Origin of the sequence: Nesterenkonia xinjiangensis, assembly GCF_013410745.1 — a bacterium.
Classification (GTDB): Bacteria; Actinomycetota; Actinomycetes; order Actinomycetales; family Micrococcaceae; genus Nesterenkonia; species Nesterenkonia xinjiangensis.
Genome location: NZ_JACCFY010000001.1, coordinates 474661 through 499153 on the forward strand (window position 1 = coordinate 474661; position 24493 = coordinate 499153).

The 24493-nt window shown below is 67.6% G+C and carries 24 protein-coding genes and 1 pseudogene; 8 read left to right on the forward strand and 17 right to left on the reverse strand.

Features of this window, described 5'->3' with window-relative positions; all coding sequences use genetic code 11:
* Positions 1-6 precede the first annotated feature (6 nt).
* The 3 genes from HNR09_RS02160 to HNR09_RS02170 form a co-directional block, all read right to left on the reverse strand.
* Positions 7-1407 (reverse strand): TIGR01906 family membrane protein, encoded by a 1401-nt coding sequence (locus tag HNR09_RS02160; protein ID WP_179540556.1) that lies wholly within the window; start codon positions 1405-1407, stop codon positions 7-9.
* Between the two features lie 117 nt (positions 1408-1524).
* Complete coding sequence (locus HNR09_RS02165) at positions 1525-2514, reverse strand: stage II sporulation protein M (protein ID WP_179540557.1); 990 nt, start codon at positions 2512-2514, stop codon at positions 1525-1527.
* A gap of 34 nt (positions 2515-2548) precedes the next feature.
* Positions 2549-3010, reverse strand: a complete 462-nt coding sequence (locus HNR09_RS02170) for a hypothetical protein (RefSeq protein ID WP_179540558.1) — start codon at positions 3008-3010, stop codon at positions 2549-2551.
* A gap of 741 nt (positions 3011-3751) precedes the next feature.
* Between HNR09_RS02170 and HNR09_RS02175 the strand changes: the two genes are divergently transcribed.
* Positions 3752-4570, forward strand: coding sequence for an RDD family protein (locus HNR09_RS02175; RefSeq protein ID WP_179540559.1), 819 nt, complete (start codon positions 3752-3754; stop codon positions 4568-4570).
* 101 nt (positions 4571-4671) lie between these two features.
* Here the strand turns inward: HNR09_RS02175 and HNR09_RS02180 are convergent, their stop codons facing one another.
* Positions 4672-5574: a nucleotidyl transferase AbiEii/AbiGii toxin family protein gene (locus tag HNR09_RS02180; RefSeq protein WP_179540560.1), complete on the reverse strand. Its 903-nt coding sequence runs from the start codon at positions 5572-5574 to the stop codon at positions 4672-4674.
* Positions 5571-6149: a type IV toxin-antitoxin system AbiEi family antitoxin domain-containing protein gene (locus tag HNR09_RS02185; protein ID WP_179540561.1), complete on the reverse strand. Its 579-nt coding sequence runs from the start codon at positions 6147-6149 to the stop codon at positions 5571-5573. Before HNR09_RS02185 ends, HNR09_RS02180 begins: the two co-directional genes overlap by 4 nt.
* Positions 6150-6336: 187 nt before the next feature.
* Here HNR09_RS02185 and HNR09_RS02190 point away from each other — a divergent pair, with 187 nt between their 5' ends.
* The 3 genes from HNR09_RS02190 (at position 6337) to HNR09_RS16560 (ending at position 9953) form a co-directional block, all read left to right on the forward strand.
* Positions 6337-6546 (forward strand): Trm112 family protein, encoded by a 210-nt coding sequence (locus HNR09_RS02190; protein ID WP_179540562.1) that lies wholly within the window; start codon positions 6337-6339, stop codon positions 6544-6546.
* Positions 6543-8018, forward strand: coding sequence for an adenosylhomocysteinase (ahcY, locus tag HNR09_RS02195; RefSeq protein WP_179540563.1), 1476 nt, complete (start codon positions 6543-6545; stop codon positions 8016-8018). The genes HNR09_RS02190 and ahcY overlap by 4 nt, the downstream gene beginning before the upstream one ends.
* 1392 nt (positions 8019-9410) lie before the next feature.
* The gene (locus HNR09_RS16560) at positions 9411-9953 is read left to right on the forward strand and encodes a glycine zipper family protein (RefSeq protein ID WP_425488286.1); all 543 of its coding nucleotides are present in this window, start codon (positions 9411-9413) and stop codon (positions 9951-9953) included.
* On the opposite strand, the pseudogene HNR09_RS16565 reads toward HNR09_RS16560, so the two are convergent.
* The 7 genes and pseudogenes from HNR09_RS16565 to HNR09_RS02230 form a co-directional block, all read right to left on the reverse strand.
* Positions 9849-10520, reverse strand: a pseudogene (locus tag HNR09_RS16565) (DUF7507 domain-containing protein); the annotation flags it as partial. The gene HNR09_RS16560 and the pseudogene HNR09_RS16565 sit on opposite strands and share 105 nt — an antisense overlap.
* Positions 10521-12024: 1504 nt before the next feature.
* Entirely contained in the window at positions 12025-12294 is a 270-nt protein-coding gene (locus HNR09_RS02205; RefSeq protein WP_179540564.1) for a GlsB/YeaQ/YmgE family stress response membrane protein, read from the reverse strand.
* A 36-nt stretch (positions 12295-12330) separates the two neighbouring features.
* Positions 12331-12996 (reverse strand): Asp23/Gls24 family envelope stress response protein, encoded by a 666-nt coding sequence (locus HNR09_RS02210; RefSeq protein ID WP_179540565.1) that lies wholly within the window; start codon positions 12994-12996, stop codon positions 12331-12333.
* Positions 12993-13550 carry a DUF6286 domain-containing protein gene (locus HNR09_RS02215; protein WP_179540566.1) on the reverse strand — a complete coding sequence of 186 codons (558 nt, stop codon included), beginning with the start codon at positions 13548-13550 and terminating at the stop codon, positions 12993-12995. Before HNR09_RS02215 ends, HNR09_RS02210 begins: the two co-directional genes overlap by 4 nt.
* Positions 13547-13930: an Asp23/Gls24 family envelope stress response protein gene (locus HNR09_RS02220; protein ID WP_179540567.1), complete on the reverse strand. Its 384-nt coding sequence runs from the start codon at positions 13928-13930 to the stop codon at positions 13547-13549. Before HNR09_RS02220 ends, HNR09_RS02215 begins: the two co-directional genes overlap by 4 nt.
* A complete protein-coding gene (locus tag HNR09_RS02225) occupies positions 13927-14109 on the reverse strand; it encodes a hypothetical protein (protein WP_179540568.1) in 183 nt (60 codons plus the stop codon). Before HNR09_RS02225 ends, HNR09_RS02220 begins: the two co-directional genes overlap by 4 nt.
* 28 nt (positions 14110-14137) lie before the next feature.
* The gene (locus HNR09_RS02230) at positions 14138-14641 is read right to left on the reverse strand and encodes an Asp23/Gls24 family envelope stress response protein (RefSeq protein ID WP_179540569.1); all 504 of its coding nucleotides are present in this window, start codon (positions 14639-14641) and stop codon (positions 14138-14140) included.
* Between the two features lie 154 nt (positions 14642-14795).
* On the opposite strand from HNR09_RS02230, the gene HNR09_RS02235 reads away from it, so the two are divergent.
* From HNR09_RS02235 to HNR09_RS02245, 3 genes are read left to right on the forward strand one after another with little or no spacing between them, the layout of a single operon-like run.
* Entirely contained in the window at positions 14796-15374 is a 579-nt protein-coding gene (locus HNR09_RS02235; RefSeq protein WP_179540570.1) for an RNA polymerase sigma factor, read from the forward strand.
* Positions 15371-15877, forward strand: coding sequence for an Asp23/Gls24 family envelope stress response protein (locus HNR09_RS02240; RefSeq protein WP_179540571.1), 507 nt, complete (start codon positions 15371-15373; stop codon positions 15875-15877). Before HNR09_RS02235 ends, HNR09_RS02240 begins: the two co-directional genes overlap by 4 nt.
* Complete coding sequence (locus tag HNR09_RS02245) at positions 15867-16211, forward strand: hypothetical protein (RefSeq protein ID WP_179540572.1); 345 nt, start codon at positions 15867-15869, stop codon at positions 16209-16211. Before HNR09_RS02240 ends, HNR09_RS02245 begins: the two co-directional genes overlap by 11 nt.
* Before the next feature lie 4 nt (positions 16212-16215).
* Here HNR09_RS02245 and HNR09_RS02250 read toward each other — a convergent pair whose 3' ends face one another.
* From HNR09_RS02250 to HNR09_RS02265, 4 genes are all read right to left on the reverse strand, one after another.
* Positions 16216-16773 carry a DUF3499 domain-containing protein gene (locus tag HNR09_RS02250; RefSeq protein ID WP_343047416.1) on the reverse strand — a complete coding sequence of 186 codons (558 nt, stop codon included), beginning with the start codon at positions 16771-16773 and terminating at the stop codon, positions 16216-16218.
* Positions 16733-18613: a DUF5719 family protein gene (locus HNR09_RS16450; protein ID WP_179540574.1), complete on the reverse strand. Its 1881-nt coding sequence runs from the start codon at positions 18611-18613 to the stop codon at positions 16733-16735. The genes HNR09_RS02250 and HNR09_RS16450 overlap by 41 nt, the downstream gene beginning before the upstream one ends.
* Entirely contained in the window at positions 18610-22065 is a 3456-nt protein-coding gene (locus HNR09_RS02260) for a hypothetical protein (protein ID WP_179540575.1), read from the reverse strand. The genes HNR09_RS16450 and HNR09_RS02260 overlap by 4 nt, the downstream gene beginning before the upstream one ends.
* A gap of 95 nt (positions 22066-22160) precedes the next feature.
* The gene (locus tag HNR09_RS02265) at positions 22161-22727 is read right to left on the reverse strand and encodes a WhiB family transcriptional regulator (RefSeq protein ID WP_179540576.1); all 567 of its coding nucleotides are present in this window, start codon (positions 22725-22727) and stop codon (positions 22161-22163) included.
* A gap of 217 nt (positions 22728-22944) precedes the next feature.
* On the opposite strand from HNR09_RS02265, the gene HNR09_RS02270 reads away from it, so the two are divergent.
* Entirely contained in the window at positions 22945-23745 is an 801-nt protein-coding gene (locus tag HNR09_RS02270) for a TIGR03089 family protein (RefSeq protein ID WP_179540577.1), read from the forward strand.
* Here the strand turns inward: HNR09_RS02270 and HNR09_RS02275 are convergent.
* Positions 23723-24295, reverse strand: coding sequence for a GtrA family protein (locus HNR09_RS02275; protein WP_179540578.1), 573 nt, complete (start codon positions 24293-24295; stop codon positions 23723-23725). The two genes, HNR09_RS02270 and HNR09_RS02275, sit on opposite strands and share 23 nt — an antisense overlap.
* Positions 24296-24493 lie beyond the last annotated feature (198 nt).

A 24493-nucleotide genomic window follows, 5' to 3' on the forward strand; every position in this document is an offset into this window, starting at 1 on the left:
GAGCGTTCAACTGCGGACGGTCGGCGCGTTGGAGTATTCAGCGTCCTTGGTCAGCTCGGCCACCAGCTTCTTGCGGCGCACCGCGTAGACCTCTTCGAGGCGAGCCTGGCGACGGGCCCGGCGGCGCTTGGTGGGCCAGGTGATGATCAGCGTGAGGATCGCCAGGATCGCGACCAGCCCGACCACGGCGATGCCCGCATCCATCCAGAACTGCTCCGGGTAGAGACGGATCAGCGTGGACTCCGGGCTGAACGTCCACGTTCCGTCGGCGAAGAAGACGCGGTGGAAGGCTTCGAAGAACTGCTGCCAGCTCAGAATCGCGACGACGGCGGCCGCGGCGATCAGCCCCAGGGTCACCCAGGCGCCGGCGAAGAAGCCGCGGGCCACTCCCCCCGGACGCCAACGCCGCAGCAGCAGAGCGAAGATGAGGACGAGCAGCAGCAGGACCAGCCCACCGCCCATGGCTGCCAGCATGACCACCTTGACATCGGTCATGTGGCTGACCTCTGCGTCGGTGAACAGCGCTTCCCCACCGGGGGCCAGCTCCGCCAGGTAGCGGGAGCCCGCAGCGTTGAAGAGGTAGTCCATGCCGTAGGAGCCGTAGAGCAGCCGGTCGGCGAGGTCGAAGCCGAAGGTGTCCTCCGGGAAGCCCGGCCTGTTGTAGGCGACCCAGAGGAACGCCGGAGAGGCCACCAGGCGGATCGCCGCCACGGTGACCAGCAACGGCACGAAGATCGCGATGAGGACCTGCAGGAAGCGGGAGACTCCGCGCTTGTCCCGAGAGACCTCCTCATCGAGGTCGGCATCGGTGATGGCCTCACCGGAGTCGGTGCGAGAGACAGGGCCCGCCACGGCGGCTGGTTCGTAAGGTCGGTAAGGTTCTTCCTCCTGGACGGCAGGAGCAGCCGAGGCTGCCGCTGGGGAGGTCTCCTTCGGGGAGCTCGCCGCAGAGATCGTCTCCGGGGAGTCAGCAGCGGCAGGGGAACCCGCCACCGGGGAGGCCGCCGTCGTCTTCGGCAGCGCGGTCGTGTCGGAGGTGGTGCCAGCTGCGGTGCTGGCGGTGGTGTCCGCAGCGGCGTCGTCGCCCGTGGCTGCGGCGCCGGCGGGCGCCGCCGTCCCCACTGCGGCGATGTCGCCAAGCGGGCGGGTCTCGTCCTGGGAGGGGCGCGGCACCGCTGTGGTGGCGTCCCCGTCTGCCGGGTCAGGGGTCACGGGCGGCGCCACGCCGCCCTGATCCTGAGGGGCCTCACCGGAGGTCTCCTGTGCCGAGGCCTCCTCGGCCTCCAGGTGATCCTCCGGGAAGTCCGGCTCGTCCTCAGCGAACTCACCGTAGTTGAGCCCCGACTCGAAGTCATTGCTGGCCCTGGCGGTCTCCTCGTTCTCGGACCGCTTCGAATTCGCGCTCATGTTCGCCTCTCCACGCAGTGCTTTCCACTCTCGAGAGTACGGTCTCCCCGAGACAATTCCATGGAGACCTGCCGCAGAGTGTCGGAACACCGGGCCTACCGGGCCGGTATAGCCCTGTCAGGCCGTTAACTCGTGGGCGCCGGCGTCGTACCGGCCCAGATCGCCGGTGACACCTGCACGGTGGGCGCGCCCGCCCAGCACCAGGGTGTACACCCAGTAGGCGGCCAGCACGACCGCGCCGATGAGGATCTTCAACCACGGGGGCAGCCCACTGGGCGTCACGAAGCCCTCCACGATCCCGGAGACCAGCAGCACGATCACCAGCCCGACGGCCACAGTGATCAGCCGCCGCCCCTCATAGGCCAAGGAGGTCAAGCGCCGCTGCTGTCCCGGCGCCACCCAGGCCCAGAAGATCCTCAGCCCGGCAGCCCCGGCGATGAAGATCGCCGTGATTTCCATCAGCCCGTGCGGCAGGATGTTCAGCCAGAAGACGTCGGCCGCACCCTGCTCAGCCATGATCCCTGCAGCGATGCCTATGCTCTGGGCATTGACAAACAGGATGAACGGCACCCAGACCCCAGACACTCCGAAGGCCACCTCCTGGGCAGCGATCCACGCGTTGTTCGTCCACACCTGAGCCGCGAACGAGGAGTTCGGGTGCTCGGAGTAGTACTCCACAAACAGGGACTCCGCGAGCTCCTGGCGCTCAGCCTCCGGCATGAGCAGATCAAGCTGCGGATGGTGAGAGGTCCAGACCCCGTAGCCGACCGCCACGGCGATGAACGCCGCGCCCAGGATCAGGGTCAGCCAGCGGATCCGATAGAACGCCGCCGGCAGCGATTGCGCGAAGAAGTAGGCGATACCTTCGAAGACGTTGCCTCCGGAGCCTGTCAGCTGGGTGCGGGCCCGGCCCAGCCGGGCGGAGAGGCCCGCTGCGAGCGAGCCGCCGGGCTCCACAGCCTGGACCATGGACAGATGCGTGGAGGTGCGCTCATAGAGCCGCAGCAGCTCATCAGCCTCCCCCGCACTCAGGCGGCGGCGGTCGGAGAGCACCGCCAGGCGGTCCCACTCCGACTGATGCACGGCGACGAAGGCATCGATGTCCACAGCATCGAGACTATCGGACCACCACAACTCCTCGTCAGCGGGGCCCGACTTCCACCCTCGTCTCGGGAAACATGACGTCCAGAACAGCGCCGGCCGCATCTCGCGGCGTTCCGGCCCAGGGAAAGTGGTGTCCCTGGATCTGCGGACTCGCGTTGATCTCGATGACGTTCATCTCGCCGCTGTGCCGCTCGACAGCCACGTCGAACCCAGCGCATCTCAACCCTGGCACAGCCTGCACACTGCGGGACACGAGCTCCCGGACCTGTCCCTTCAGCTCATCCGTGACATCGACGGCATCGCCGCCAGTGGCCAAGTTGGCTGATTCGCGGATCTGCACGTCCTCTCCTGATGCCGGAACGCTGTCCAGGGTGCGACCCTGGGAGACCAGGAATCCGCGGGCGACTCCATCCAACGAAATCTTCTTATGGGCGATGCTCCGATCGGCGTTCTTCCGCTCCACGAGTTCAGCGATCGTTGAGACGCCGTCACCCTGCACGTTGGCCGGTCGACGGCAGGTGATGGCGATGACGTCACCATCGACGACGAAAACTCGGTGGTCCCGCCCGGAGACCTGCTTCTCCACCAGGACGCTCTGGTGCCGGGCGGCCAGATCCCGGAACACCTGAGCAAGGGCCCCGCATCTCTGACACCCATGTGGACATCATTTCCCTGGCGGGCGTCCACAGGCTTGATCACCACCGGCGCGATCGACCGGGCCCAAGCCCATGCCCGGTCAGCGTCTCCGACATCAAAGACACAGTTCTCCGGACATCCGACCCCTGCGTTGCGCAAGAGCCGACTGAGGACGTCCTTCTGCGACACGCACCGTCGCGCCAGGCTGGAGTTCAACCCTGAATTACCTGCGTACCACCGATGCTCCGTGGCGCCGTGGCGCAGGTAGATGCTCTTTCTGTCTGGCTTGCCGAAAACCTCGATGCCACGTGCGATCGCCGACGCCACCATCACCACGTTGTTCCAGGCCGACGGGTTGAAACCCTGCTGCTCCATGATGTGTTGCGCAGCTTGATAGTCGGGTGAAGCCACGATCAGCCTCCTGATGTCATCGACAAACCTGGCACGAGACCGTGCATAGACTCTGCGACAGGGACCGGACGAACTTCTGATCCGACATTGACGCTAGGCACCCGACCTGATGGCTGCCTTTATGGCAGGTGGAAGCACCCTGCCCGAGCCGAAGAAGAGTGAACGGCGAAGATCGCTTCAGTACAGTGGACCCATGCGCACCGTGATCACCGGCGAGGCCGTCCAGCTTGAGCTTCCCGCGGCCTCCGTGGTGGTGCGTGGCACGTCGCTGCTGATCGATCTCGCCCTGTACGTGCTGATCTACATCGGCATCCAGCTGCTCTTCGGCTACTACTCGGGCCAGATCCTCCAGACCATGGACCCCGCCATGTACGCGGCCTTCAGCCTCAGCACCCTGGTCTTGTGCTTCGTGATCCTGCCCATCGTCATCGAGACGCTCTCCCGGGGGCGCTCGCTGGGCCGGCTCATCATGGGGGTCCGCATCGTCCGCGACGACGGCGGCACCGTCCGCATGCGCCACGCCCTGATCCGCGGCCTGGTCGGCTTTCCGGAGATCTTCATCACCCTGGGGGTGCTGCCGCTGTTCTGCGGCATGCTCAACGCCCGCGGCAAACGGCTGGGCGACATGGCCGCCGGCACCTACGGGATCCTGGTCCGCCAGCCGAAGGTCAGGCCGATGATGCTGCCGGTGCCGCAGCACCTGACCTCCTGGACCCAGATCGCGGACCTGGGCCGAATCCCCGACCGTCTCGCGCTGCGCCTCTCCCGGCTGCTGCGCCGGATGGAGACAACCGGCCGAGGCGACAACATCGCCGTGCTGCACCGCACCGCCGAACAGCTCGCTGAAGAGCTGCGTCCGCATATCTCCCCTCCTCCGCCACCGGCGACCTCCCTGGAGTTCCTCACCGCCGTGATGGCCGAGCGGCGCAACCGCGAGTACCGCCGGATGCGCCGACAGCAGGACCGCACCGCAGAGCTCGGACGGCGGCTGCACACCCTGCCCTACTCCTGAGTGACCTGACGGCGGAAAGGTTTGCCCACCACGGTGCTCCACCACTCATCCTTCTCGATCCAGTCACCACGAAGCCGATCTCTGCTGAGGGCTTGCCAGCATCATCGGTCAAGCTCCCAGACCTGGCGGGATGGGTTCCAGTGAGCCCCATCGGCGCTGCGATCCAGCACCGGCTCTGCAAAGCCCAGATAGCGGGCGAAGAGCTCTGCGAAGCGCTCAGGAGTCGTCGAGTGAAGCCGTTGTTTGCGCCGCCAGATCTCCCATTTCCTCTGCGCCAGCTCCGGCATTGTCACTGACAGGGGATGAAGGGACTGAAGCACGACCTGCCGGTGGTGCGCGACGACGTCGATGGCGGCCCGCTGCTCGGAATAGTCGATGTACCGTGAACTCGTCAGCGCGACGACGTCGACGAAATCCCGCCAGCGGGTGTTCTGCTCGCCCCGATCGAGAGCCGTGACGATCTTCTCCGCAAGCACCATATGATCTGGGTACCCCCGCAGCCGCAGTGTCCCGCCCAGCAGAAGCGGAATCGTCGCGTCGGTGGGCGCGGGCCAGATGGGATCGCCGAAGTTCACATCGACGTGCAACGGTATGCGTGCCTGGGCCAGGCGTGCGAGGACTTTGACGCGAACGCCGGTGTACTCAGCGTGATCCCGGATCGCTTCACTCGTCAGGGAGCCGGACTCGAAGGAAAGCCCATCGTCTGCGGGCCTGGCGATGACGGCACGAATGCGCTCTTCGACTTCAGTGACGTTGTTCGGGAATCCTGCTGTGGCGAGGTCGATGTCCCGAGTAGGGCGGCGTGCGGCGAAAGCGGCCATCAGCACGCCGCCCTTGAGCACGAAGTCCGAGGCCAGGTCCGAGGCGGCAAGTCGGACGAGAAATCCTTCGAGCCCGTACAAGGTGAAGTACTCGGCCGGATCACGGCCGTCTCGACGTGCGAGGTTTCGAAGATCGTTGTACACCTGCCCTTCGCGGGTGTCCCGAGTGGGCCCCGGCGTCACAGCAGCACCTCGAGCGCAAGACGCAGCTGCGCGTGAGCCTTGGGGAAATGCGCGCTCACCGACAGCAGCGCTGCCGGAGAAGAGCTGCTGCGGCGCAACCACCGCCGAAGCGCTTCGTAGGCCACGTCACTGCCTTCACGATGCCTGAGGCGGAAGCAATCGACGATCGTACGCTCGGCGGAGTAGATGCCGACGGTCACACCACCGGTGATCTCTGTGGTTTCTCGACCGAGGGAGAAAGTTTTCGCGTCGAAGCTATGCCAGATCACATGGTCGAATCCCGCAGGCTGACGAGTACCGCGAGGGATGGCTATGTCACTGCCGAAGGGAATCGAGTCAGTCAGATCATGATGAGTCAGCGCGCTGGTGAGGCACATGGCGGCCTCCGGTCGCACCGTTGCCACCGCGGCCAAGGAGGCGAAGAACGGGTCGATTGAGTCCGGCCGCAGATAGACGCCGCGGCCGATCCGCTCGATCTCCCCTGCTGCGATGAGGTCGTACACCTGATCCTTGCGCAGGCCCGTTGCTCGTGCCTGTTCGAGAGTGAACACTGGTGCCAGGTCGATCACGGCCATCGCACCCTCCTAACTGTTTACACATATAGCGTATCTGTTGACGGTTAGGAAAAGAAGCTGGAGCACTCCGCTGCGACTCGGCCGTCGGTTGCACACGCTTCCGCACTGCTGAGCGACCTGACTCCTGAGTGACCTGAGGTGACGCCACCGGGGCCTTGCGTCAGCGCCCCGCGATAGGCTGTGATTCATGCCCAGTGCGCCCCAGACGAACGTCATCTCCCCCGACGTCCTCGAGATCCTGCGCTGTCCTGTCACGGCTTCCGCGCTGCGCCAGGACGGCGACTTCCTGGTCTCCGTCAGCGATGACACCATCCGCTATCCCATCGAGCACGGCGTGCCGCGGCTGCTGGCCGACGCCGCCTCCCGCGACACTCCCGAGGAGACCCCCACCCCATGAGCTTCGACCACAAGATCGCCGACATCTCCCTGCATGAGGCCGGCCGGCACCAGATCCGCCTCGCCGAACACGAGATGCCCGGCCTGATGGCGCTGCGCGAGGAGTACGGCGAGTCCCAGCCGCTGGCCGGGGCCCGCATCGCCGGCTCCCTGCACATGACCGTGCAGACCGCCGTGCTGATCGAGACCCTCACCGCACTGGGCGCCGAGGTCCGCTGGGCCTCCTGCAACATCTTCTCCACCCAGGACGAGGCCGCGGCCGCCGTCGTCGTCGGCACCGGCACGCCGGAGGACCCGCAGGGCGTGCCGGTCTTCGCCTGGAAGAACGAGACGCTGGAGGAGTACTGGTGGACCGCCTCGCAGATCTTCGCCTGGCCCGGCGTGGATGAGGACCCCACCAAGGGCGCCAACATCATCCTCGACGACGGCGGCGACGCCACCATGCTGGTCCACAAGGGCGTGGAGTTCGAGGCCGCCGGTGCCGTCCCCTCGGCAGGTGAAGAGGACCCGGAGGAGTACCGCATCGTCCTGGAGACCCTTCGCAAGTCCCTGGGCGAGAACCCGCAGCGGTGGACCGGAGTGGCACAGAACCTGCTCGGCGTCACCGAGGAGACCACCACCGGTGTAAACCGGCTCTACCAGCTGGCCCGCGAGGACTCGCTGCTGTTCCCAGCGATCAACGTCAACGACTCGGTCACCAAGTCCAAGTTCGACAACAAGTACGGCATCCGCCACTCGCTGCCCGACGGCATCATGCGCGCCACCGATGTGCTCATCGGTGGCAAGGTCGCCGTCGTGTGCGGCTACGGCGACGTCGGCAAGGGTGCTGCGGAGGCGCTGCGCGGGCAGGGTGCGCGCGTGATCATCACCGAGATCGACCCCATCATCGCCCTGCAGGCCGCGATGGACGGGTACCAGGTGGCCACCTTGGACGAGGTCATCGACCAGGGCGACATCTTCATCACCACTACCGGCGGTAAGGACATCATCTCCGCCGCGGACATGCAGAAGATGAAGAACAAGGCCATCGTGGGCAATGTGGGCCACTTCGACAACGAGATCGACATCGCTGGCCTGGCCGCGATCCCCGGCGTGGAAAAGATCGAGATCAAGCCCCAGGTCCACGAGTGGGTGTTCCCCGACAGCAAGGGGAAATCCATCATCGTGCTCTCAGAGGGTCGCCTGCTGAACCTGGGCAACGCCACCGGCCACCCCAGCTTCGTGATGAGCGCGAGCTTCGCCAACCAGGTGATCGCCCAGATCGAGATCTTCGCGAAGTCCCACAAGACCCACGCCGGCGAGGACGTGTACCAGAACGCGGTGTACACGCTGCCGAAGGTCCTCGATGAGAAGGTCGCCAGGCTGCACCTGCCGGCCCTGGGCGTGAAGCTCACCGAACTGAGCAAGGACCAGGCCGACTATCTCGGCCTCGATGTCGCCGGCCCGTACAAGCCGGAGCACTACCGCTACTGAGCCACACTCAGGCCCACGGCACAGGGCCCGTTCCGAGCACACCATCAGGGTGATCGGGACGGGCCCTGTGCCGTCTGCAGGAGCGGCGCCCAGCACCCCAGCGCTGCAGACAGCTGTTTCCTTCTGCGTCGCAAACCCGCCAGGATTGGGTCGACGAACATGCCCACACAAAGAGCTGCCCCCGCGGTTCATAGGAGAACCACGGAGGCGGCTCCCGATGGGTCACAAGACCTCCTACATCGGTCAGGCCCGGACTCTGCTCCGACGGATCAGCGCCAGGCCCAGTGACAGGGCTGCTGCCGCAGCTGCAGCCATCAGGACAAAGCCAGAGGCACCTGTGGAAGCTAGATAGTCGCCTCCGGTGCCGTCTTCGGTGCCGTCTTCGGTACCGTCTTCGGTCACACCGTCTTCAGAACCGTCCTCGGTGCCATCCTCAGTCACACCGTCCTCGGTGCCGTCCTCAGTCACACCGTCTTCGGTGCCGTCCTCGGTGCCCTCCTCGGTACCCTCCTCGGTGCCACCGTCCTCGGTGCCATCCTCAGTCACACCGTCCTCGGTGCCGTCTTCGGTGCCCTCTTCGGTACCGTCCTCAGTCACACCGTCCTCAGTCACACCGTCCTCAGTCACACCGTCTTCAGTACCGTCCTCGGTGCCATCTTCGGTGCCACCGTCTTCGGTGCCATCCTCGGTACCGTCCTCGGTGCCATCCTCGGTGCCGTCCTCGGTGCCATCCTCGGTGCCATCCTCAGTCACACCGTCTTCGGTGCCATCCTCGGTGCCGTCCTCGGTGCCATCCTCGGTGCCATCCTCAGTCACACCGTCTTCAGTGCCATCCTCGGTGCCGTCCTCGGTGCCATCCTCGGTGCCATCCTCAGTCACACCGTCTTCAGTGCCATCCTCGGTGCCATCCTCAGTCACACCGTCCTCAGTCACACCGTCTTCAGTACCGTCCTCGGTGCCATCTTCGGTGCCACCGTCTTCGGTGCCATCCTCGGTACCGTCCTCGGTACCGTCCTCGGTGCCATCCTCGGTGCCGTCCTCGGTGCCGTCCTCGGTGCCACCGTCTTCAGTGCCATCCTCAGTCACACCGTCTTCAGTGCCATCCTCGGTGCCGTCCTCGGTGCCATCCTCGGTGCCATCCTCAGTCACACCGTCTTCAGTACCGTCCTCGGTGCCATCTTCGGTGCCACCGTCTTCGGTGCCATCCTCGGTACCGTCCTCGGTACCGTCCTCGGTGCCATCCTCGGTGCCGTCCTCGGTGCCGTCCTCGGTGCCGTCCTCGGTGCCACCGTCTTCAGTGCCATCCTCAGTCACACCGTCTTCAGTACCGTCTTCGGTGCCGTCTTCGGTGCCGTCTTCGGTACCGTCCTCGGTGCCACCGTCCTCGGTGCCATCCTCAGTCACACCGTCTTCAGTACCGTCTTCGGTGCCGTCTTCGGTGCCGTCTTCGGTGCCCTCTTCGGTGCCATCCTCGGTACCCTCCTCGGTGCCACCGTCCTCGGTGCCATCCTCAGTCACACCGTCTTCAGTACCGTCCTCGGTGCCATCTTCGGTCACACCGTCTTCGGTGCCCTCTTCGGTACCGTCCTCGGTACCGTCCTCGGTGCCATCCTCAGTCACACCGTCTTCGGTGCCACCGTCTTCGGTCACACCGTCTTCGGTGCCACCGTCTTCAGTGCCACCGTCTTCAGTGCCATCCTCAGTGCCATCCTCGGTGCCATCCTCAGTCACACCGTCTTCGGTGCCGTCTTCGGTGCCGTCTTCGGTGCCGTCCTCGGTGCCGTCCTCGGTCTCCACCGGAAGTTCATGCACATCATCGTCTGTCACCGGGTCGCCCTCACTCGGTGGGACGCCCTCCACACTCACGTGGTTGTCGATGAATCCGGTGTCCGCATCTGTATCCGTCGCCGTGTATGTCGCCCACGCGTTCACTGACTCGCCAGGCGCCAGCACGTGGGCCTCCCCCGGCCACTCGCCGTACTCGATCTCAGAGATCCCCTCCAGAGCATCGGTCAGCTGGATATCGCGCAGCGTCAGCACACCGGTGTTGGTGACGGTGAACTCATAACGGACATCGTCTCCCGCGTAACCAGGATCGCCCTCCACGAACAGTCCGTCTTTCTCGACCGAGATCCCGGCGCACTGTTTGTCGATCTGACCGATGAGGGCATTGCGCAGACGTGCGAAGTCCACCTCGAGGTAGTCATCCCCGAACTGTGGGCCCGTCACCTGCGGCATGTGCTCATGGAACAGCCCGTACTCGGAATGCGTCAGGTTGTCGACGACGCCGACTCCGATGACGCGAGACCCGGCCTCCTTGACCTGATTGGCGCTCCGGACGGCCGCGTCGATCGTGGCCTGATCAGTGGCGTTGCCGAGCCCTCTGGGCGGCACTCCCCGCTGGGTCGGGTTGCCGTCAGTGACGAACAGAACCGCGTCGTAGGACTCGCTGGAGCCGCTCAGCTCTTGGAACGCCCGGTCCCAGTTGGTGCCTCCTTGCATGGTGGCGGGCCGTTGTATACCGGTCACATGCTGGTCGATAGTCTCCAGCCCGGCACCTGACGTGGCGGTCAGCTCCAGCGGAAGGTTCGACGCCTGGGAGGTGGCCGGTGCGTAGGACGCCCAGTTGTGGAATGCCAGCCGGACCGGGTACTCCTCGAGTGACTGGGCGAACTCCACCAGGCCTGAACGCAACGTGGTGAGCTGCTGGTCATTGATGGAGTTCGACAGGTCGATGCTGACTGCCACGTCCAGCTCACACTGATCTGCCAGGGCAGGATTCGGAGCAGGTGTCACAGTGGATTGGACGGCGGAAGCCGGCGTCGCCACGGTCAGCGTCGCGCCGAATGCGAGGGACAGTGCTCCGGCGAGGGCTTCCACCCTGCGTGCGGTCCCACGTGACTTCGGCGGGGCGCTGGCCTGTCCTCCAGGACCTGGCCACGACGGCGAGTGATTCTTCGGGTTCACATCATCTCCTAGGTATGGGTGTCGAACGGGTGTTTACGGCTCATCGAGCCGAAGCACCAGGCGTGCAGCCTGGTGTGTTCAAGTGATGCAGCAGCGCGCCATGGAGCACGGAGAATGACCTCTCTGCCAGATCCTCGAGCCCTGCGCCCGAGACGGTCCCCGTCGTCCCGCTGTGCGCCAGCTGATTCCTCAGGGATACGAGCTCCGCGGCCCATGTCGATCTCCCCTGCGGAAGCAGCACGTCCTGGTTCTGCACCTCTGGACAGGAGCGGAACCGTTCTGCCGCCTCCGCCAGATCCGTCAGCTTGTGCCTCATGGGCGTGTCCTTGCGCTGGCGGGGGCTCTTCCCGGTGCTCGCCGCCCAGAGCGATTCGAGTGTCGAGAGCAGCAGGACCAGTCGCCCCTCGGGACTCATTCCTCCGCTGCGGAGCACATCGCCGATGAGCCGCCGCGTGGCGGGTCTCGTCCTGCGGAACATGAACCATGCGGGGACAAGATGAAGAAACTCCGGCATCACGTGTGCTGAGGTCGACGGCGGCGACCAGACACCGCCGGCAGACGAGGGATCGCCGCCGGGTACCGTTCCATTCGCTGCTGAGGCCTCCCCTGACTGCTGGGCATTCTGCCGACGTCGAGTCTCCGACTTTCCGCGCTCGTGCGGAGTTCCGCCCACGAGCAGCGCCAGTTCGTACAGCAGCTGGCCCACAGCCCGCGCGGAGGCATGACTCATCGACCTTGGTGCCGTGAGAGAGACCGAGATCTCGAAGAACGGGGACAACACCGCACTCGACTGCGGTGGATGCACAGTGATGGTGACCGTCCGGTCACGTCTGGGCGCCGCATCTGCAGCGCCGTCGGAGACGGTGACGGTCCCAGATGACCATGGCGTGAGAGTCGCGGAATCGGCGGATGGCCCGTGTGCGAGGAACCTGATGCTGGTGGGGTCCAGGGCCGTGAACATCGAGGGCCTGGTGACTGAACGGCTCGCTGGATCGACCGGCGGATGCGGTCACCTGGGTGTCCGCATCCGCCGAAAGCATCAGCGACGCTTCGTCAGGAATCCCCAGACAAAGGAGAACACCAGGGCGCCGATCACGGCGATGCCCAAGGAACCCCACGACCAGGGGTCACTGAGCACATCCCCGACACCCTTGCCGCCGAACAGGCCGAACAGGATCCCTCCGACGATGGCGCCGACGATCCCGAGCAGCATGGCGCCGATCCAGCCGCCGCCCTGCTTCCCGGGGAGGATGAGACGTGCCAGGGCGCCGGCGATCAGGCCGACGACGATCCAACCGATGATGGTCATGAACAATGCCAACTTTCTTCAGGTGAGAGGTGATGATCAACGGGCCGCGGCGTGTTCGCCGCCGGTCCGCACTGTCTCCGCATCATGTGATGGGAAGGGGACGGTGGCTGTGGAGGATGAGCGGGTGCGCAGCACCGGGTCGAGCACTACGGTGACCGATCCGAGGCGGGCCTCCAGGGACCGCGACAGATCACCGCAGACGTCGATCGTCAGGCGACGGAGCGCCTCTTGGAGGTCACCGCGCTCATCGACCTCCGCGACAAGCAGAACCTCCGGTCGGCGGGCCCGTCCGCCGATGTGCGCGCTGACGCCGACCACGTCGGGAATCTCCTCGGCCGCCTCTTCCACAGCGGAGGTGAGCACCTTGGACGGCAGAACAGTCACCCCGGTCCGTCCGTCCTGCTGCAGCTGAAAGTCAGGGCGCCGAGCCGGGCGGGGGAATCCGCGGACCAGCCAGGTCAGGACAAGGACTGCCACCAGGATGCTCAGCCCCAGAACCAGGGCGGGAAGCCATGTCAGGCCTGCCACCGCCTCGTCGAGCGTCTGATCCGTACCGGCGAGCTCGATGCCCTCAGGCAGCTGACGCTGCCACTGATCGGCCAGCCCGGTGCCCAGCAGCACCAGCAGTCCTCCGGCCACCACCGAGACCAGCCCGATGCCTGCCAGCCATGTGCGGTTTCGAGCATGCGAACGGGCGATCATGAGGTACCTCCGCTCCGCACGTGGACGCGCACCCGGTGCTGTCCTCGGGGGTGCAGGGCCAGAACTCTGCGGTCGATCCGCTCCTGGATCTCCCGGCGGGTCTCCACCAGGTCCGCCGCGACCGAACGTGCGTCCACCGAGATGCGGCGGCCCGTACAACGAGCTCCTACGCTGGTCACTCCGTCGGTGCGCCTCGCCTCACCCTCCGCCAGACGTCCCAGACCTCGCGAGGTCACGAAGCACGTGAGGTCCCCGACGTGGTCAGCAGATGTCCCAGAGGACGGGGCGATTCCGTGGACGACCGGTCGGCCCGGCCAGATCGCGGCACAGAGAACCAGGACCCCAACCAGCAGGAGCAATGCTCCGAGCGTCAGGACGACGGGGGATCCCCAGCTGAGTGTGCCAGCGGTCTCCAACGGCGGCACGCTCTCCCCTGCCAGCAGCAGCGCCGAGACCCATCCGGTCAGGCCTGCCACCACCAGGAGCACGATTCCCACGATCCACGCCGCGATGACCCGCTGAGGTCTGCGCCTGATCACCTGGTCTCGTCTCATGCGAGTCTCCTTCCCTCGGTGCCGTCCCGGGAGCCCAACCGTCCGGGAGAGCCCATCCGTTCGATCTGCAGATCCACCCGGCGCACCGGGATGCCGGTGAGCAGCTCGACACGGTCGGAGAGGTGCCGCCGTGCCGATTCGGTGACCTCGCGCACCGGCACCGGGTACGGAAGCGCCAGACGCACCTCGAGCGCAGCTGTGCCTCCGGAGAGGGTCGCCTCGACTCTGGGACGGGTGTTCCTGTCCACGCGCCGGAGGCCGAGAGGGCCCCGCCCGGCGGCCCAGACCTCCGGAAGCTCCGAGGCGGCCTGGGCGGCCGACTTCGCCACCACAGACTCGTGAATCACCAGGCTGCCGCCGACGCCTGCTGGGGCACTCATCGCCGGGCCCTCTCGCGGGAGAGCAGCCTGGTGAGATCCAGCCGTCCATCGACGACCGCTCCGACTGTGAGCCCGAGCGCTCCGAAGAACGCCACTCCCAGCATGGCCAGGAAGCTCCCGAAGACAGCGACGAGTCCCAGGACGAGACCGACAAAGAGTCCTGCGATGGTCGTATTCATGGTGCGCTCCTCTCGAACAGTTCGACGATCAGGCCAGGTCGTGGTCGTCGCCCTCGTCGTCGTCCTCCGGGAGGTGCACGTCAGCGACAGTGATGTTGACCTCCACCACCTTCAGTCCGGTGCCGTGCTCGACAGACCGGATGACGTTGCGGCGGATGTTCTCCGCGACCTCCACGACCGCGGCGCCGTACTCGACGATGACGGTGAGGTCGACAGCGGTCTCCTTCTCGCCCTTCTCCACGGAGACACCACCGCTGACCTGGGTCTTGGATCCCGGGATGCGCTCGGAGATCGCGTCGAAGGTGCGTCGTGCGACGTTGCCCATGGCATACACTCCGGGGATCTCACGTGCGGCGATCCCGGCGAGCTTCTGCACCACCGTCTCCTCGACCGTGGTGGTGCCGTAGGCGGTGACCAGAGGGCTGTCTGCGGGACGCCCGTCGTTCGGAGCCTGTACGGCCTTGCCCGTGCTGGTACCCGCGCTGCTCTGCGCGACGGCGGACGGGGTGGCGGTCTGACGGTTCTCAGCCATGATGTTCTCCTTCTGATTCACCCCCACGGGCCTTCCCGTGAGGTGTTGACATCAGTGATGACGATGACCGTTCGGTAACCTCACGCTCGATCTGAGAACTTTTTCGAGAATCTCTTCCCCCGTCCGGACCCCGCGCCGGATGTACCATGAGCCCATGAGGAGCAGTCATGCCTCGCGGCCACCGGCCTCACGTGACGTGGGGACCGCCGTCGCGCGGGCTCAGGATGGCGATGTCCAGGCCTTCGAACAGCTGCTGGACATGTACGAGGCGCCGTTGCTGCGCCTGGCGGTCCGCATGCTCCGGGACCGCTCCGAGGCCGAAGACATCGTGCAGGACACCTTCTTGACCGTGTGGAGGAGATTGCACACGCTGGAGGATGTCGAGAAGTTCAAGACCTGGATCTATCGACTGACCAGCAATGCCTGCATCGACGTGATCCGTCGCCGGGAACGGCAGCGCACGACGGCGACGGACCCGTCCGACCTCGTGACCGTGGTGTCGTCGGAGTCATCGCTGGAAGACGCCACCGAGAGAGGCGAAGCGCTCCGCCACCTGGAGTCGGTCCTGGTGACCCTGCCGGCCGAACAGCGCCTGGCCTGGCTGCTGTTCGAGATCGAGGGCCAGTCCTACGCGGAGATCGCCGCTGTCATGGACAGCACGGAAGGCAGCGTCCGGGGACGGATCTATCGGGCGCGCGCAGCCATCGTCAGGGGAATGGAGGGATGGGCATGACACGCACTCCAGACCAGTTCGCGCACGACCCTGATGACGCGCAGCTACACGATCAGGAGCTCGTAGGGGCCAGCTATCGGCGTCTCCAGGGCGTCATCGACGATTATCGGGACACGGAGCCCGAGGGCCCGTCCACGCTGGAGTCCCTGCGAGGGCGCATCATGGACATCGTCCATCGCGAATCGGCGCTGGGGCCCACCACGGAGCTCGCCACCTCCTCCGGTGGACGCTTCGAGATGCTGACCTCGACGATTCGGCAGGTGGTCCGTGAGGCGGTCGACGACGAACCCGGGGTCGTCGCACGGCGGGTGCACGTGCGCGTGACCGAGCAGGTTGATCAGCAGGGGCTCGACCTGGAGGTCTCGGTGTCGATCGGGCCCGACGTCTCCATCCCCGCAGTCGAGGACCTGGTACGAGACCGAGTCGCCCGCGCTGTGACAGCAACTGTGGGGACGCGGCTGGCGACCATGGACATCAGAGTGGAGGACATCCATGACATCTGAGCAGCAGCAGGTCCTCGACCCGCATGCAGCGGTGGTCCGGGCCATCGAAGGGGTCCCCGGGGTGGCGCGTGTGGTCCCGGGCTTCCGCCAGATCCTCACGTCGGCGGCCAAGTCCCTGCTGCGCCTGGACACCGCAGAGCGGGCCACAGGCGTGGACATCGTCACGCGGGAGGGGTCCCGGCGGGTCTATGTGGACTGCCACATCGACGGGACGCGTCCGGCGACTCTGGTCGCCGAGGACGTGCTGGCCGCCGTCGCCGAGGTGCTCAGCATGTCCCCGCAGGACGTCACCCTGCGGATCATGCGGGTGGAGCAGCAGGACGACAGAGGCTGAGAGCTCAGTCCTTCAGCATGCGCAGGTGGCCGCGCGTGAGGGCCGCCTCAGGAGTGGGCGGTTCGATCCGGCTGCGGCTCTCCCGGGTGGGCAGGCTCCCCGGGGCACGGGCGCCGGTCTCTTCCGCCGGGTTCTGCTCGGCACGAGCACGCTGGGCGGCTCGGTCGGCGTCCTCGCCGTGCCGCACGGCGTCGGCCAGGGCCAGCAGGTCATCCTGCGGCTCGGCGGGAGCTGAGGGGTAGTCCAGGCGCATCACCTCCCAGCCGCGCGGCGGGTTCACCGTGTCGGCGTGGTGGGCGCAGAGGTCGTAGCTGTGAGGCTCTGAGTACACGCTCATCGGCCCCACGACGACCGTGGAGTCTTGGTAGCTGTAGGTCAGCGTGGCGACAGCCGGTCGCCCACAGCCACTTCGAGTGCATCGTCGCGAGGAATCCACGGTGCTCAACCCTAACGGAGGCCGACGCCGGGACCCAACAGGCGCACCGGCAGGTGCAGGAGCAGTTCGGCGAAGCGGCCCATCTTCAGTGCGGCAGCCGGACGGGGACGGTCTGGCTGGGATCACGCAGAAGGTCCACGGTGCTCAGCGAGAGACGTTCCTCGTCACGGGTGGTCATCGCGGCATAGACGCCCGGCTCCGCCTCGTCCACGACGACGGCGACGGCATCACCGAGATCATCCGGGCTCAGCGTCAGCTCTCCTTCCGCCGGCACGGTCACCTCCTGGGCATCTGAGAACTCTCCGTCCTCGTCGAGCAGCCGGTAGCTGAGCCGAGACTCATCCTGCAGGCTGGTCAGCCGCAGCTCCGACTCCCCCACGTCCGGGATGAGCGCGCCCGAGCCCTCCGAGAGCGCCGTGGCACCGACCTGCCAGGAGAAGTCCAGCGCAGCGGTGTCCTCGGCGGGCTCCCCACCGTCGATCCCGTGGCTGGAGACGGCCACGTGCGTGGGTTCATCGGAGCGGACGACGACGTCGTACACCCCGGCGTCGAGCCCGCGCAGATCGACGGTGTCCACCTCGCCGGGCTCCACTGTGAAGACCGCAGGGCCCTCCAGCAGCTCCACGCCGTCCGCCCCATAGACCTGGACCTCCATGGTGGTCCGGGTGTCGCCGGGGGCATGGATCCACAGCTGGGCGGGACGGGGCGCGGGATCCTCCTCCGTCGACTCAGGCACCGGGATCCCCGGCATCACATGCTCGACGGCGGGGGCGGCACGTCCCGGAAGGAAGTCGATGCCCTGACCGGTGAGCCCCACCGCGCGGGAGGACTGCAGCTGAGCAGAGACCGGTGCGCCGGAGGCCTGCACGGCGACGGCGAACTCCGGATCCGATCCGGCCAGTGCCGCGATGTTGACGGTGCGCACGGACTCGCCGGGCACCACCAGGGTGCGAGTTCCCGAGGAGCCGCGGTGCCCGTCGGTGTCATAGCCGACCACCTCCACGGTGGCGGGACGGTCGAAAGGGTTGGCCAAGGTCAGCAGCGAGGTGGACCCGGCCCCGACCTCAGGGCCGAAGAACCACTGGGAACGCTGCGGAACGGTGCATGTCGCGGTGGCCAGGCCGGTCACCGGGCCGGAGTCGGCGAGGTAGGTGTAGCGCGCCGCCCCCGCGCCGGAGACCCCGCTGGGCAGCCCCTGGACCTCCAGCAGGGGGGCACGGGTCATCCCCCCGAACGATTCGTAGACCGCATCCAGCTCCCCCAGTGCGGGCGGATCCGGCGGCAGCTGGTCCAGGTCGACGCTCTCGGACTCCTTAGGATCAGTCAGCTCCGTGGTGTTCACCCGGTACTCCTGCCCCAACTGAGCCCACCAGGCCGCCGGGAAGGTGCCCTCGGCATCGGCCGCCAGCACCAGCGCCTGGAAGCGGACGGCGGCGGAGTCGTCACGGTCTCGGTACTGGAGCAGCCCATCCGTGCTCAACGAGTCGGCCAGCCCCGGCATCGGCGGACACACGGCAGCCGTGCCGGAGTCCGCGGCGGGGAATGCAGCCGCGGCGACCCCTCCCGGCTCGGTGGATCCGCCGCGCGGGTCCAGCGCCACCGAGCCGCCCACCACTCCGAGGATGCCCAGAGTGGCCAGCACCGCGCCGGCGCGCACGCCCGCACCAGGACGACGGGTGCGCTCCGGCTGTTCAGGCTGTTCAGGCTCTGCGAGCAGCTCAGGCTGTTCAGGCTGTTCAGGCTCTGCGAGCAGCTCAGGCTGCTCCGCCGCGTCTGCCGGCTCCGGCACCTCTTCCCGCTCGGGCGGCTCTTCCCGCTTTGGCGGCTCAGCGGGCCCGATGGCGGCATCCTCCGCCACAGGCTCAGCCGGGACGGCCTCCGGCTCCTGCCGCGCGGCACGGCGGAGCTCCTGACGACGCTCCTTCTTCAGCTGACGGATATGACGGCGGACCTTCTTCGCACTCACAACTGCTCACCCCTCCCGTCCATACGGGCCAGCTCGGCGTCGGCGGCCACCGGCAGCAGGCGTGCCCCACGCGGCAGCGGCACCGCGATCAGCACCACCAGCAGCAGGAGACCGCCCACCAGGATCAGCAGCGGCCACCGGTATGGGCTGCTGTGCTCGGCGGTGAGCTCTCCCGAGACCTCACCGGTGGACTGGCCGGTCAGCAACTCGGCGGGAACGTGGAAGCTCTGTGTCCAGGTGCCTCCGGGAGCAGGTTCCAGGGCCTCGCCGTCGAGCTGGGCGGACCATCCGGACGCCCGTTCCGTGGCCAAGCGCAGCACCAGGTCCTGATCAACGACCAGAGGCTCCCCAGCGACGTCGACCAGCTCGGCCAGGTCCACGTCGACCTGCCGCCCCTGGGAGGGCAGCAGTGCCACGGTGTGGCCATACTCATCCACGAGCCGCGCCCACGCCGTGGAGGCGCCCTCCACATCGGGGACGGCGAACACTTCCGCCCGCTCAGGGACCTCCGCGCGCCAGAGCAGGCCACGATCAGTCGGCCCCACCCCGATCAGTCCCCCGGCCGTGTCCACGGCGTCCACCAGCGGGGAGTCCTCACCGCTGCGGATCAGCACGTACCCGATGCCGAGCTCCTCCATCAAGGGGCCGACCTCCCCGGAACCGGGGGTCACCAGTGCCGCGACGAGCTGCCCCAGACGCCGGTCGCCGGGGGTCAGGTCACGAGCTGAAGCGGCCGGCTCGACCCACAGCGGGACGTCGCCGGCGCTCACGACGGCCCGGGTGGAGTCCAGCGTGCGGCCTTGCTCGGAGACCAGCTCACCGACGACGCCGTCGCGACCGGCGTCGAGCACCAGAGTGCGCAGCTGGGCGGGGCCGGTGCCCTGATCCGCCGCCGTGGCGGGGACCTGCCGCACCTGGCCTGGGGCGATCAGCGTCTCAGTGGGGGTGACCGCGGTCAGCGACTCGTTGCTCAGCTGCGACCCCGGCAGCGCACGCGGCACTGCCCAGGAACCCAGCGAGGCGATCACCGAGAGCACCAGCAGCGTGGCGGCCACCGGCGCCAGTGTGGGGCCCATCTGCGGCAGCGCACGCGGCAGGCGGTCCAACGAGCCCACGGCGGCGATCAGCAGGCAGAACGCCATCACTGAGACCAGTGGGCCGACGTCGGCGGGGATGAGCTGGACGCCGTCGTCGCCGGCAGCCATCCGGGAGGCTGCTGCCGAGACGCCCAACGCGGCCAGCAGGACCACCCCGGCCGTCAGCGCATGGGAGCTGCGGCGGGTCGCGGTGACCACGCCCAGCAGGGCCACCAGCAGCAGCGGGGCTCCGACCACCAGCGCCAGGCGCAGGCTCCAGAAGTCGGAGGCGAAGAACTCGGGCATCGTCGCGCCGAACAGGCCCGCGGAAGGATCGAAGGGACGCGAATGGCCGAGCAGCTGCTGCCACAGCGGCGCCGCTGCGGCGACCAGCGGGCGGGTCGGGTCCGAGAGCAGCACGGCGATCGCGTTCTGCCCAGTCAGCACAGCCGAGCCGAGCATGGGTGCGGCCAGTGCCAGCGAAGGCAGCGGGAGCAGCCAGAGCACCCGGCCCCGGCCACGCAGGACCAAAGCCCCGACCACGCACACCACGACCGTGAGCACCAGCAGCACCGGGGCGGCGGCGGTCACCACGGTCAGCAGCAGTGCGGCCGCCGCAGCGTGCTCCCAGGAGGCGGCGTAGAAACTGCGCGTCTGTCCGGGGCGCGAGGGCGACTCGTACACCGGTCTCGCGCCCAGTGCCCGAGCACCGGTGAGCACCACCAGCGGCAGCAGAACATGGGCCAGCACCACGCCCACCCTCCCTTCGCCGAGGGCGATGTGCAGACTCGGCACCCCGGCCCAAAGCAGCGCCGCCACCACACGGACCGTGGCCCGGGCGGTGACCAGCCGGGAGGCCAGCCAGGCGGTCAGCGCCGCCAGCGGCAGTGCGAGGACCGTCAACCAGACCAGAACTGTGGAGGCGTGCCCCCCGGAGAGCACAGAGAGGATCAGCAGCACCAGGGTGAACGGGTCAGCCCCGGAAAGCTGCCCCAGGCCGTCAGTGGAGATCAGGCTGACCATCGAGGCGGCGATCTCTGCCGGCACGGCAGTCACCGGCAGGGCCGCGCCCCCGATGAGTGCCTCGGCGGGGAGCAGGTCGCGGAACACCAGCAGAGAGAGACCGGTGAGCCCCAGAAGCATCAGGAACAGGCCCAGCCGGTCCCCCGAACGGCGGGTGGGCATCTCGTCGAACTCACCGTCGGCAGAGCCCTGTCCCAGCAGCGCGTCGTGGTCATCCTCTTCGTCACCCCGCGCCCCGGCCAGGCCATAGCCGGCCCGCTGCGGCGCGACCGTCTCGGCGGTCATCAACCGCCGGCGGTGCCTGCGCAGTTCAGCCGAACTCAGCCTCAGTTCGCGCTCAGCCCGGCGTCCGGAGCGCAGCAGCTCATGCTCGGAGTCGATCCGCTCGTCCCGCAGCAGCCTCTCCATCACGGCGCGCCGTCCCGCGCGGATGAAACGACGGGAATGCCCGATCGCACCGAATCCGAACAGCGCACCGGCTGAGGAGACCAGCTGGCCCACGGCCGCGTCAGGCGCCTTCACAGCGGTGAGCAGGACCGTGCGCAGCACGGCGGCCACCCATTGGCCGATCCAGAGGAAGGGCACCGCCGTCGGGGAAGATTCGGTGAGTCGCCGGCGGATCTGACCACGACGCTCAGGCCCGGGCAGGTGCAGAGCGCCGCCGAGCCGGTGGACCTCCTCACGAGGAGTCGGGTCCAGTCGGCGGATGCGGGCTGCCGGCCGGATGACGACGTGGGCACCGACTTCCCGGGCGCGTCGGCAGAACTGGGCCGCCGCGCCATCGGGTGGGAGCGTCGGGTCGAATCCACCCAGATCTCCGAAGAGCGGGGCATGGACGAGCATGCCGTGAGCGGCGACCGCCGGCACGGCGTCGCGGCCGTCGTACTGTCCCTGATCCAGCTCCTTGGGCTCGCTGAGCGGCACGACCTCCCCGGAGCGGGCGCTCCAGAGCCCGACGTCGACCAGCCGGTCGACGCCGACCTCCTCCGCGGAACCGCTCGCATGCAGCTGCTTGGCACCGATCACCTGGATCTGCGGGTGGGTCTCCTCATCGGTGACCGTGAACAGCCGCTCCTCGAGCTGCTCCAATGCGTCGGGCTCAGGAAGGGCGTCGCTGGGAAGGATCCACAACCACTGGGGGCGGGGGGAGAATCCGTCCGGCAGCCGGCGCTCCAGATGACGCCAGAGCGACGTCACGCGGCTGCCGCCCGGGCCGGGGTTGGTGGTGCGGGAGGCCTGCCCACGATCGCGCAGCAGACGGGAACGCAGCGAACGCGAGAGGTCCTGGGGGCCCCGCCACGTCTCGGCGGAGAGCTCGATGACCGCGTCGGGCTGCCGAGTCTGGGCGGCCAATGCCGCCCGCAGCTCCTGAACCCGCCCGTCGGACGAGGAATCGCCGCCGGCGTGCAGGACGACGGCGGCGATGTGTGGGACGGAGATGCCGGCGATCAGACCGCTCGCTTCCGCAGCTTGCGGCGCTCGCGCTCGGAGAGACCTCCCCAGATGCCGAATCGCTCGTCATTGGCCAAGGCGTAGTCCAGGCATTCCTGCTGGACGTGGCAGGCACCGCAGACCTTCTTCGCGTCCCGGGTCGACCCGCCCTTCTCCGGGAAGAAGGCCTCGGGGTCGGTCTGTGCGCAGAGCGCGTCGACCTGCCAGGCGAGCTCGCCCTCGATCTGCTCCGCAGGGATCAGCGACGGCAGTCCGAGCCACGCCTCGTTTCGGACGGGCTGGACCTCGGGCTCAGTGCGGCGGGAAGGAGCCTCACTGAGCGCGACCGGCGGCTCGACGTCGTCCTCGGACTGTGGGGTGATCTCGGGGTGCTTCTCCGCCTTTTCATGGGCGGCAAGGAAAGAGGTGGCCTGGTCATCCAGGGAGCGTCCGTGCTCCAGCCGGTCCGCGGCCTGCGGGTCCGCCGGGTCCACGAACCAATCGGCAGGGACGTCCAGCGAGGGTCGCTGGGCGGCGCGAGAGTGCTCGTGCTGCTCGTCGCTCAGCCGCTGTGCGTTCCCCATGGAGGCCTCCCCTGTCATCAGTCAGTGGTGTGAAGTACAGATGGTCCTTGACCACCATGCGGCCCGAAGCCGCCGACACCCCCTAATTACACTGGCGTAAGTAACCATCCGTCAAGTGCTGTGAGCCTGGTCTCCAGAGGCCTCGATCAGCGCCATGACGCCCGACACGCCGCGCCACGACCGGTCGACGATCGGTGTGGCGCAGGAGGAGGAATCCATGACACCGCTCAGCCTGGGCACAGGATCCCACGGAGTTCCCAGGGACTTCCCAGCTCTGATGGAGCTGCTGGGGTCCCGGCCCCAGCCCGCCGTCGTCTGGTATGGGCCGTCCGAGGACCGCGTGGAGCTCTCTGGAAGGGTCCTGCAGAACTGGGCGATCAAGCTGGTCGGGCTCTTCCGCGAAGAGGCCGAGCTGGAGCTCGGCGATCATGTGCTGGTGGACGTCGCCCCGCATTGGAAGGCCTGCGCCGTCGTGCTGGCGGCCAGCTCACTGGGCTGCCAGGTGACGCTGGGCCGCCCTCGGGAGATCGAGGCGGAGGAGGTCCGCCTGGTGGTCACCGACCGGCCCCAGGCCTGGGAGGCGTCCGAGGCGCTCGGCGACGCCGAACTGGCGGCCCTGTCCCCCGGCCTGCTCGATGACTCCTACGCCGACGCCCTCGGAGAAGACATCCCCGGATGGGTGCTCGATGTCTCCGCGGAGGTCCGCCAGCACCCCGATCAGCTCCTGGACCCGCTGCCGCAGGTCGCCCTTCCAGCGCACGAGGGGGCCAGCACAGCCGGATCCGAGCTGATGGCGCGCCGCGACGTCATCTGCGCCGACGCGGAGGGCCTGGCCGTCATCCTCGACTCTGCCCAGCGATGGACGGCCTGGCGCGCCCAGGCCTGGGACCCGCAGGCACCAGGAGCGATGCTCCACGCCTGGGCCGGCAGCGGGACAGTGGTGGTGGTCGACGCCCGCAGCCCTGGGGGCCGCGACGAGATCTGGGATCGGGTGCTCAGGAACGAGGGTGTCGACTGAGATCCTCGTCGCGGGCGGGCCGGTGCTCTCCGGTGACCACAGGGATGTCCCCGGTGAGCAGCTCGCGGTCGGAGATCATGTGCGGACCCGGCTCATGCTCGACCTCGGCCTCGCCGGTGAAGACCCAGAACTTATAGGCCACGAAGCGGAACGCGGTGGCCAGCACCAGGCCGATGACGTTGCCGGCGATGAACACCTGGGTGACCGAGTCCATCCCCAGGAGGTACTTGCTCACGCCCACGCAGCCGGTCTGGATTCCCAGCCCGATAGCGTTCATCAGCAGGAACATCATCAGTTCACGCATCTTGCCGCGAGTACGGCTGTGCCGGAAGGTCCAGTACCGGTTCGCGACCCAGGAGAACATGGTGGCCACCGCACCGGCGACGACCTTCGCCTTGAGCTGGGAGTCGTCGAGCGGCCCGCTGAGGAGCCAGAGGAAGATCGCGGAGTCGATCACGAACGCCACGCCGCCGACCACGCCGAACTTGGCGAGCTCCCGCCACAGGGCGAGGAAGAGGTCGCGGGCGCGGAACAAGAGGCGGGAGATCATGGACTGCAGGGACTCCATCAGCGGAAATAACGGGGGCGGGCGAGCAACTCAGGCCACAGCCTAGGCCTTACCCGCCGTCGTCCAGTGTACGGAAAACCCTGGACGTCTCCTGCAGAGCAGCTGGTTCGACCCCCGGCTATGAGCAGAATCACGGCCCCGCCGCGCCGACCGACACCCCGCGGGCGCGGCCGTGGGCGC

What these genes read in the sequence shown, in the direction of transcription:
- HNR09_RS02270 (WP_179540577.1), top strand. Translation starts at nt 22,945, where the DNA reads ATGACACCGCTCAGCCTGGGCACAGGATCCCACGGAGTTCCCAGGGAC.
- ahcY (WP_179540563.1), top strand. Translation starts at nt 6,543, where the DNA reads ATGAGCTTCGACCACAAGATCGCCGACATCTCCCTGCATGAGGCCGGC.
- HNR09_RS02240 (WP_179540571.1), top strand. Translation starts at nt 15,371, where the DNA reads ATGACACGCACTCCAGACCAGTTCGCGCACGACCCTGATGACGCGCAG.
- HNR09_RS02265 (WP_179540576.1), bottom strand. Translation starts at nt 22,727, where the DNA reads ATGGGGAACGCACAGCGGCTGAGCGACGAGCAGCACGAGCACTCTCGC.
- HNR09_RS02275 (WP_179540578.1), bottom strand. Translation starts at nt 24,295, where the DNA reads ATGATCTCCCGCCTCTTGTTCCGCGCCCGCGACCTCTTCCTCGCCCTG.
- HNR09_RS02205 (WP_179540564.1), bottom strand. Translation starts at nt 12,294, where the DNA reads ATGACCATCATCGGTTGGATCGTCGTCGGCCTGATCGCCGGCGCCCTG.
- HNR09_RS02210 (WP_179540565.1), bottom strand. Translation starts at nt 12,996, where the DNA reads ATGATCGCCCGTTCGCATGCTCGAAACCGCACATGGCTGGCAGGCATC.
- HNR09_RS02175 (WP_179540559.1), top strand. Translation starts at nt 3,752, where the DNA reads ATGCGCACCGTGATCACCGGCGAGGCCGTCCAGCTTGAGCTTCCCGCG.
- HNR09_RS02230 (WP_179540569.1), bottom strand. Translation starts at nt 14,641, where the DNA reads ATGGCTGAGAACCGTCAGACCGCCACCCCGTCCGCCGTCGCGCAGAGC.
- HNR09_RS02245 (WP_179540572.1), top strand. Translation starts at nt 15,867, where the DNA reads ATGACATCTGAGCAGCAGCAGGTCCTCGACCCGCATGCAGCGGTGGTC.
- HNR09_RS02235 (WP_179540570.1), top strand. Translation starts at nt 14,796, where the DNA reads ATGAGGAGCAGTCATGCCTCGCGGCCACCGGCCTCACGTGACGTGGGG.
- HNR09_RS02215 (WP_179540566.1), bottom strand. Translation starts at nt 13,550, where the DNA reads ATGAGACGAGACCAGGTGATCAGGCGCAGACCTCAGCGGGTCATCGCG.
- HNR09_RS02185 (WP_179540561.1), bottom strand. Translation starts at nt 6,149, where the DNA reads ATGGCCGTGATCGACCTGGCACCAGTGTTCACTCTCGAACAGGCACGA.
- HNR09_RS02220 (WP_179540567.1), bottom strand. Translation starts at nt 13,930, where the DNA reads ATGAGTGCCCCAGCAGGCGTCGGCGGCAGCCTGGTGATTCACGAGTCT.
- HNR09_RS02190 (WP_179540562.1), top strand. Translation starts at nt 6,337, where the DNA reads ATGCCCAGTGCGCCCCAGACGAACGTCATCTCCCCCGACGTCCTCGAG.
- HNR09_RS02160 (WP_179540556.1), bottom strand. Translation starts at nt 1,407, where the DNA reads ATGAGCGCGAATTCGAAGCGGTCCGAGAACGAGGAGACCGCCAGGGCC.
- HNR09_RS02225 (WP_179540568.1), bottom strand. Translation starts at nt 14,109, where the DNA reads ATGAATACGACCATCGCAGGACTCTTTGTCGGTCTCGTCCTGGGACTC.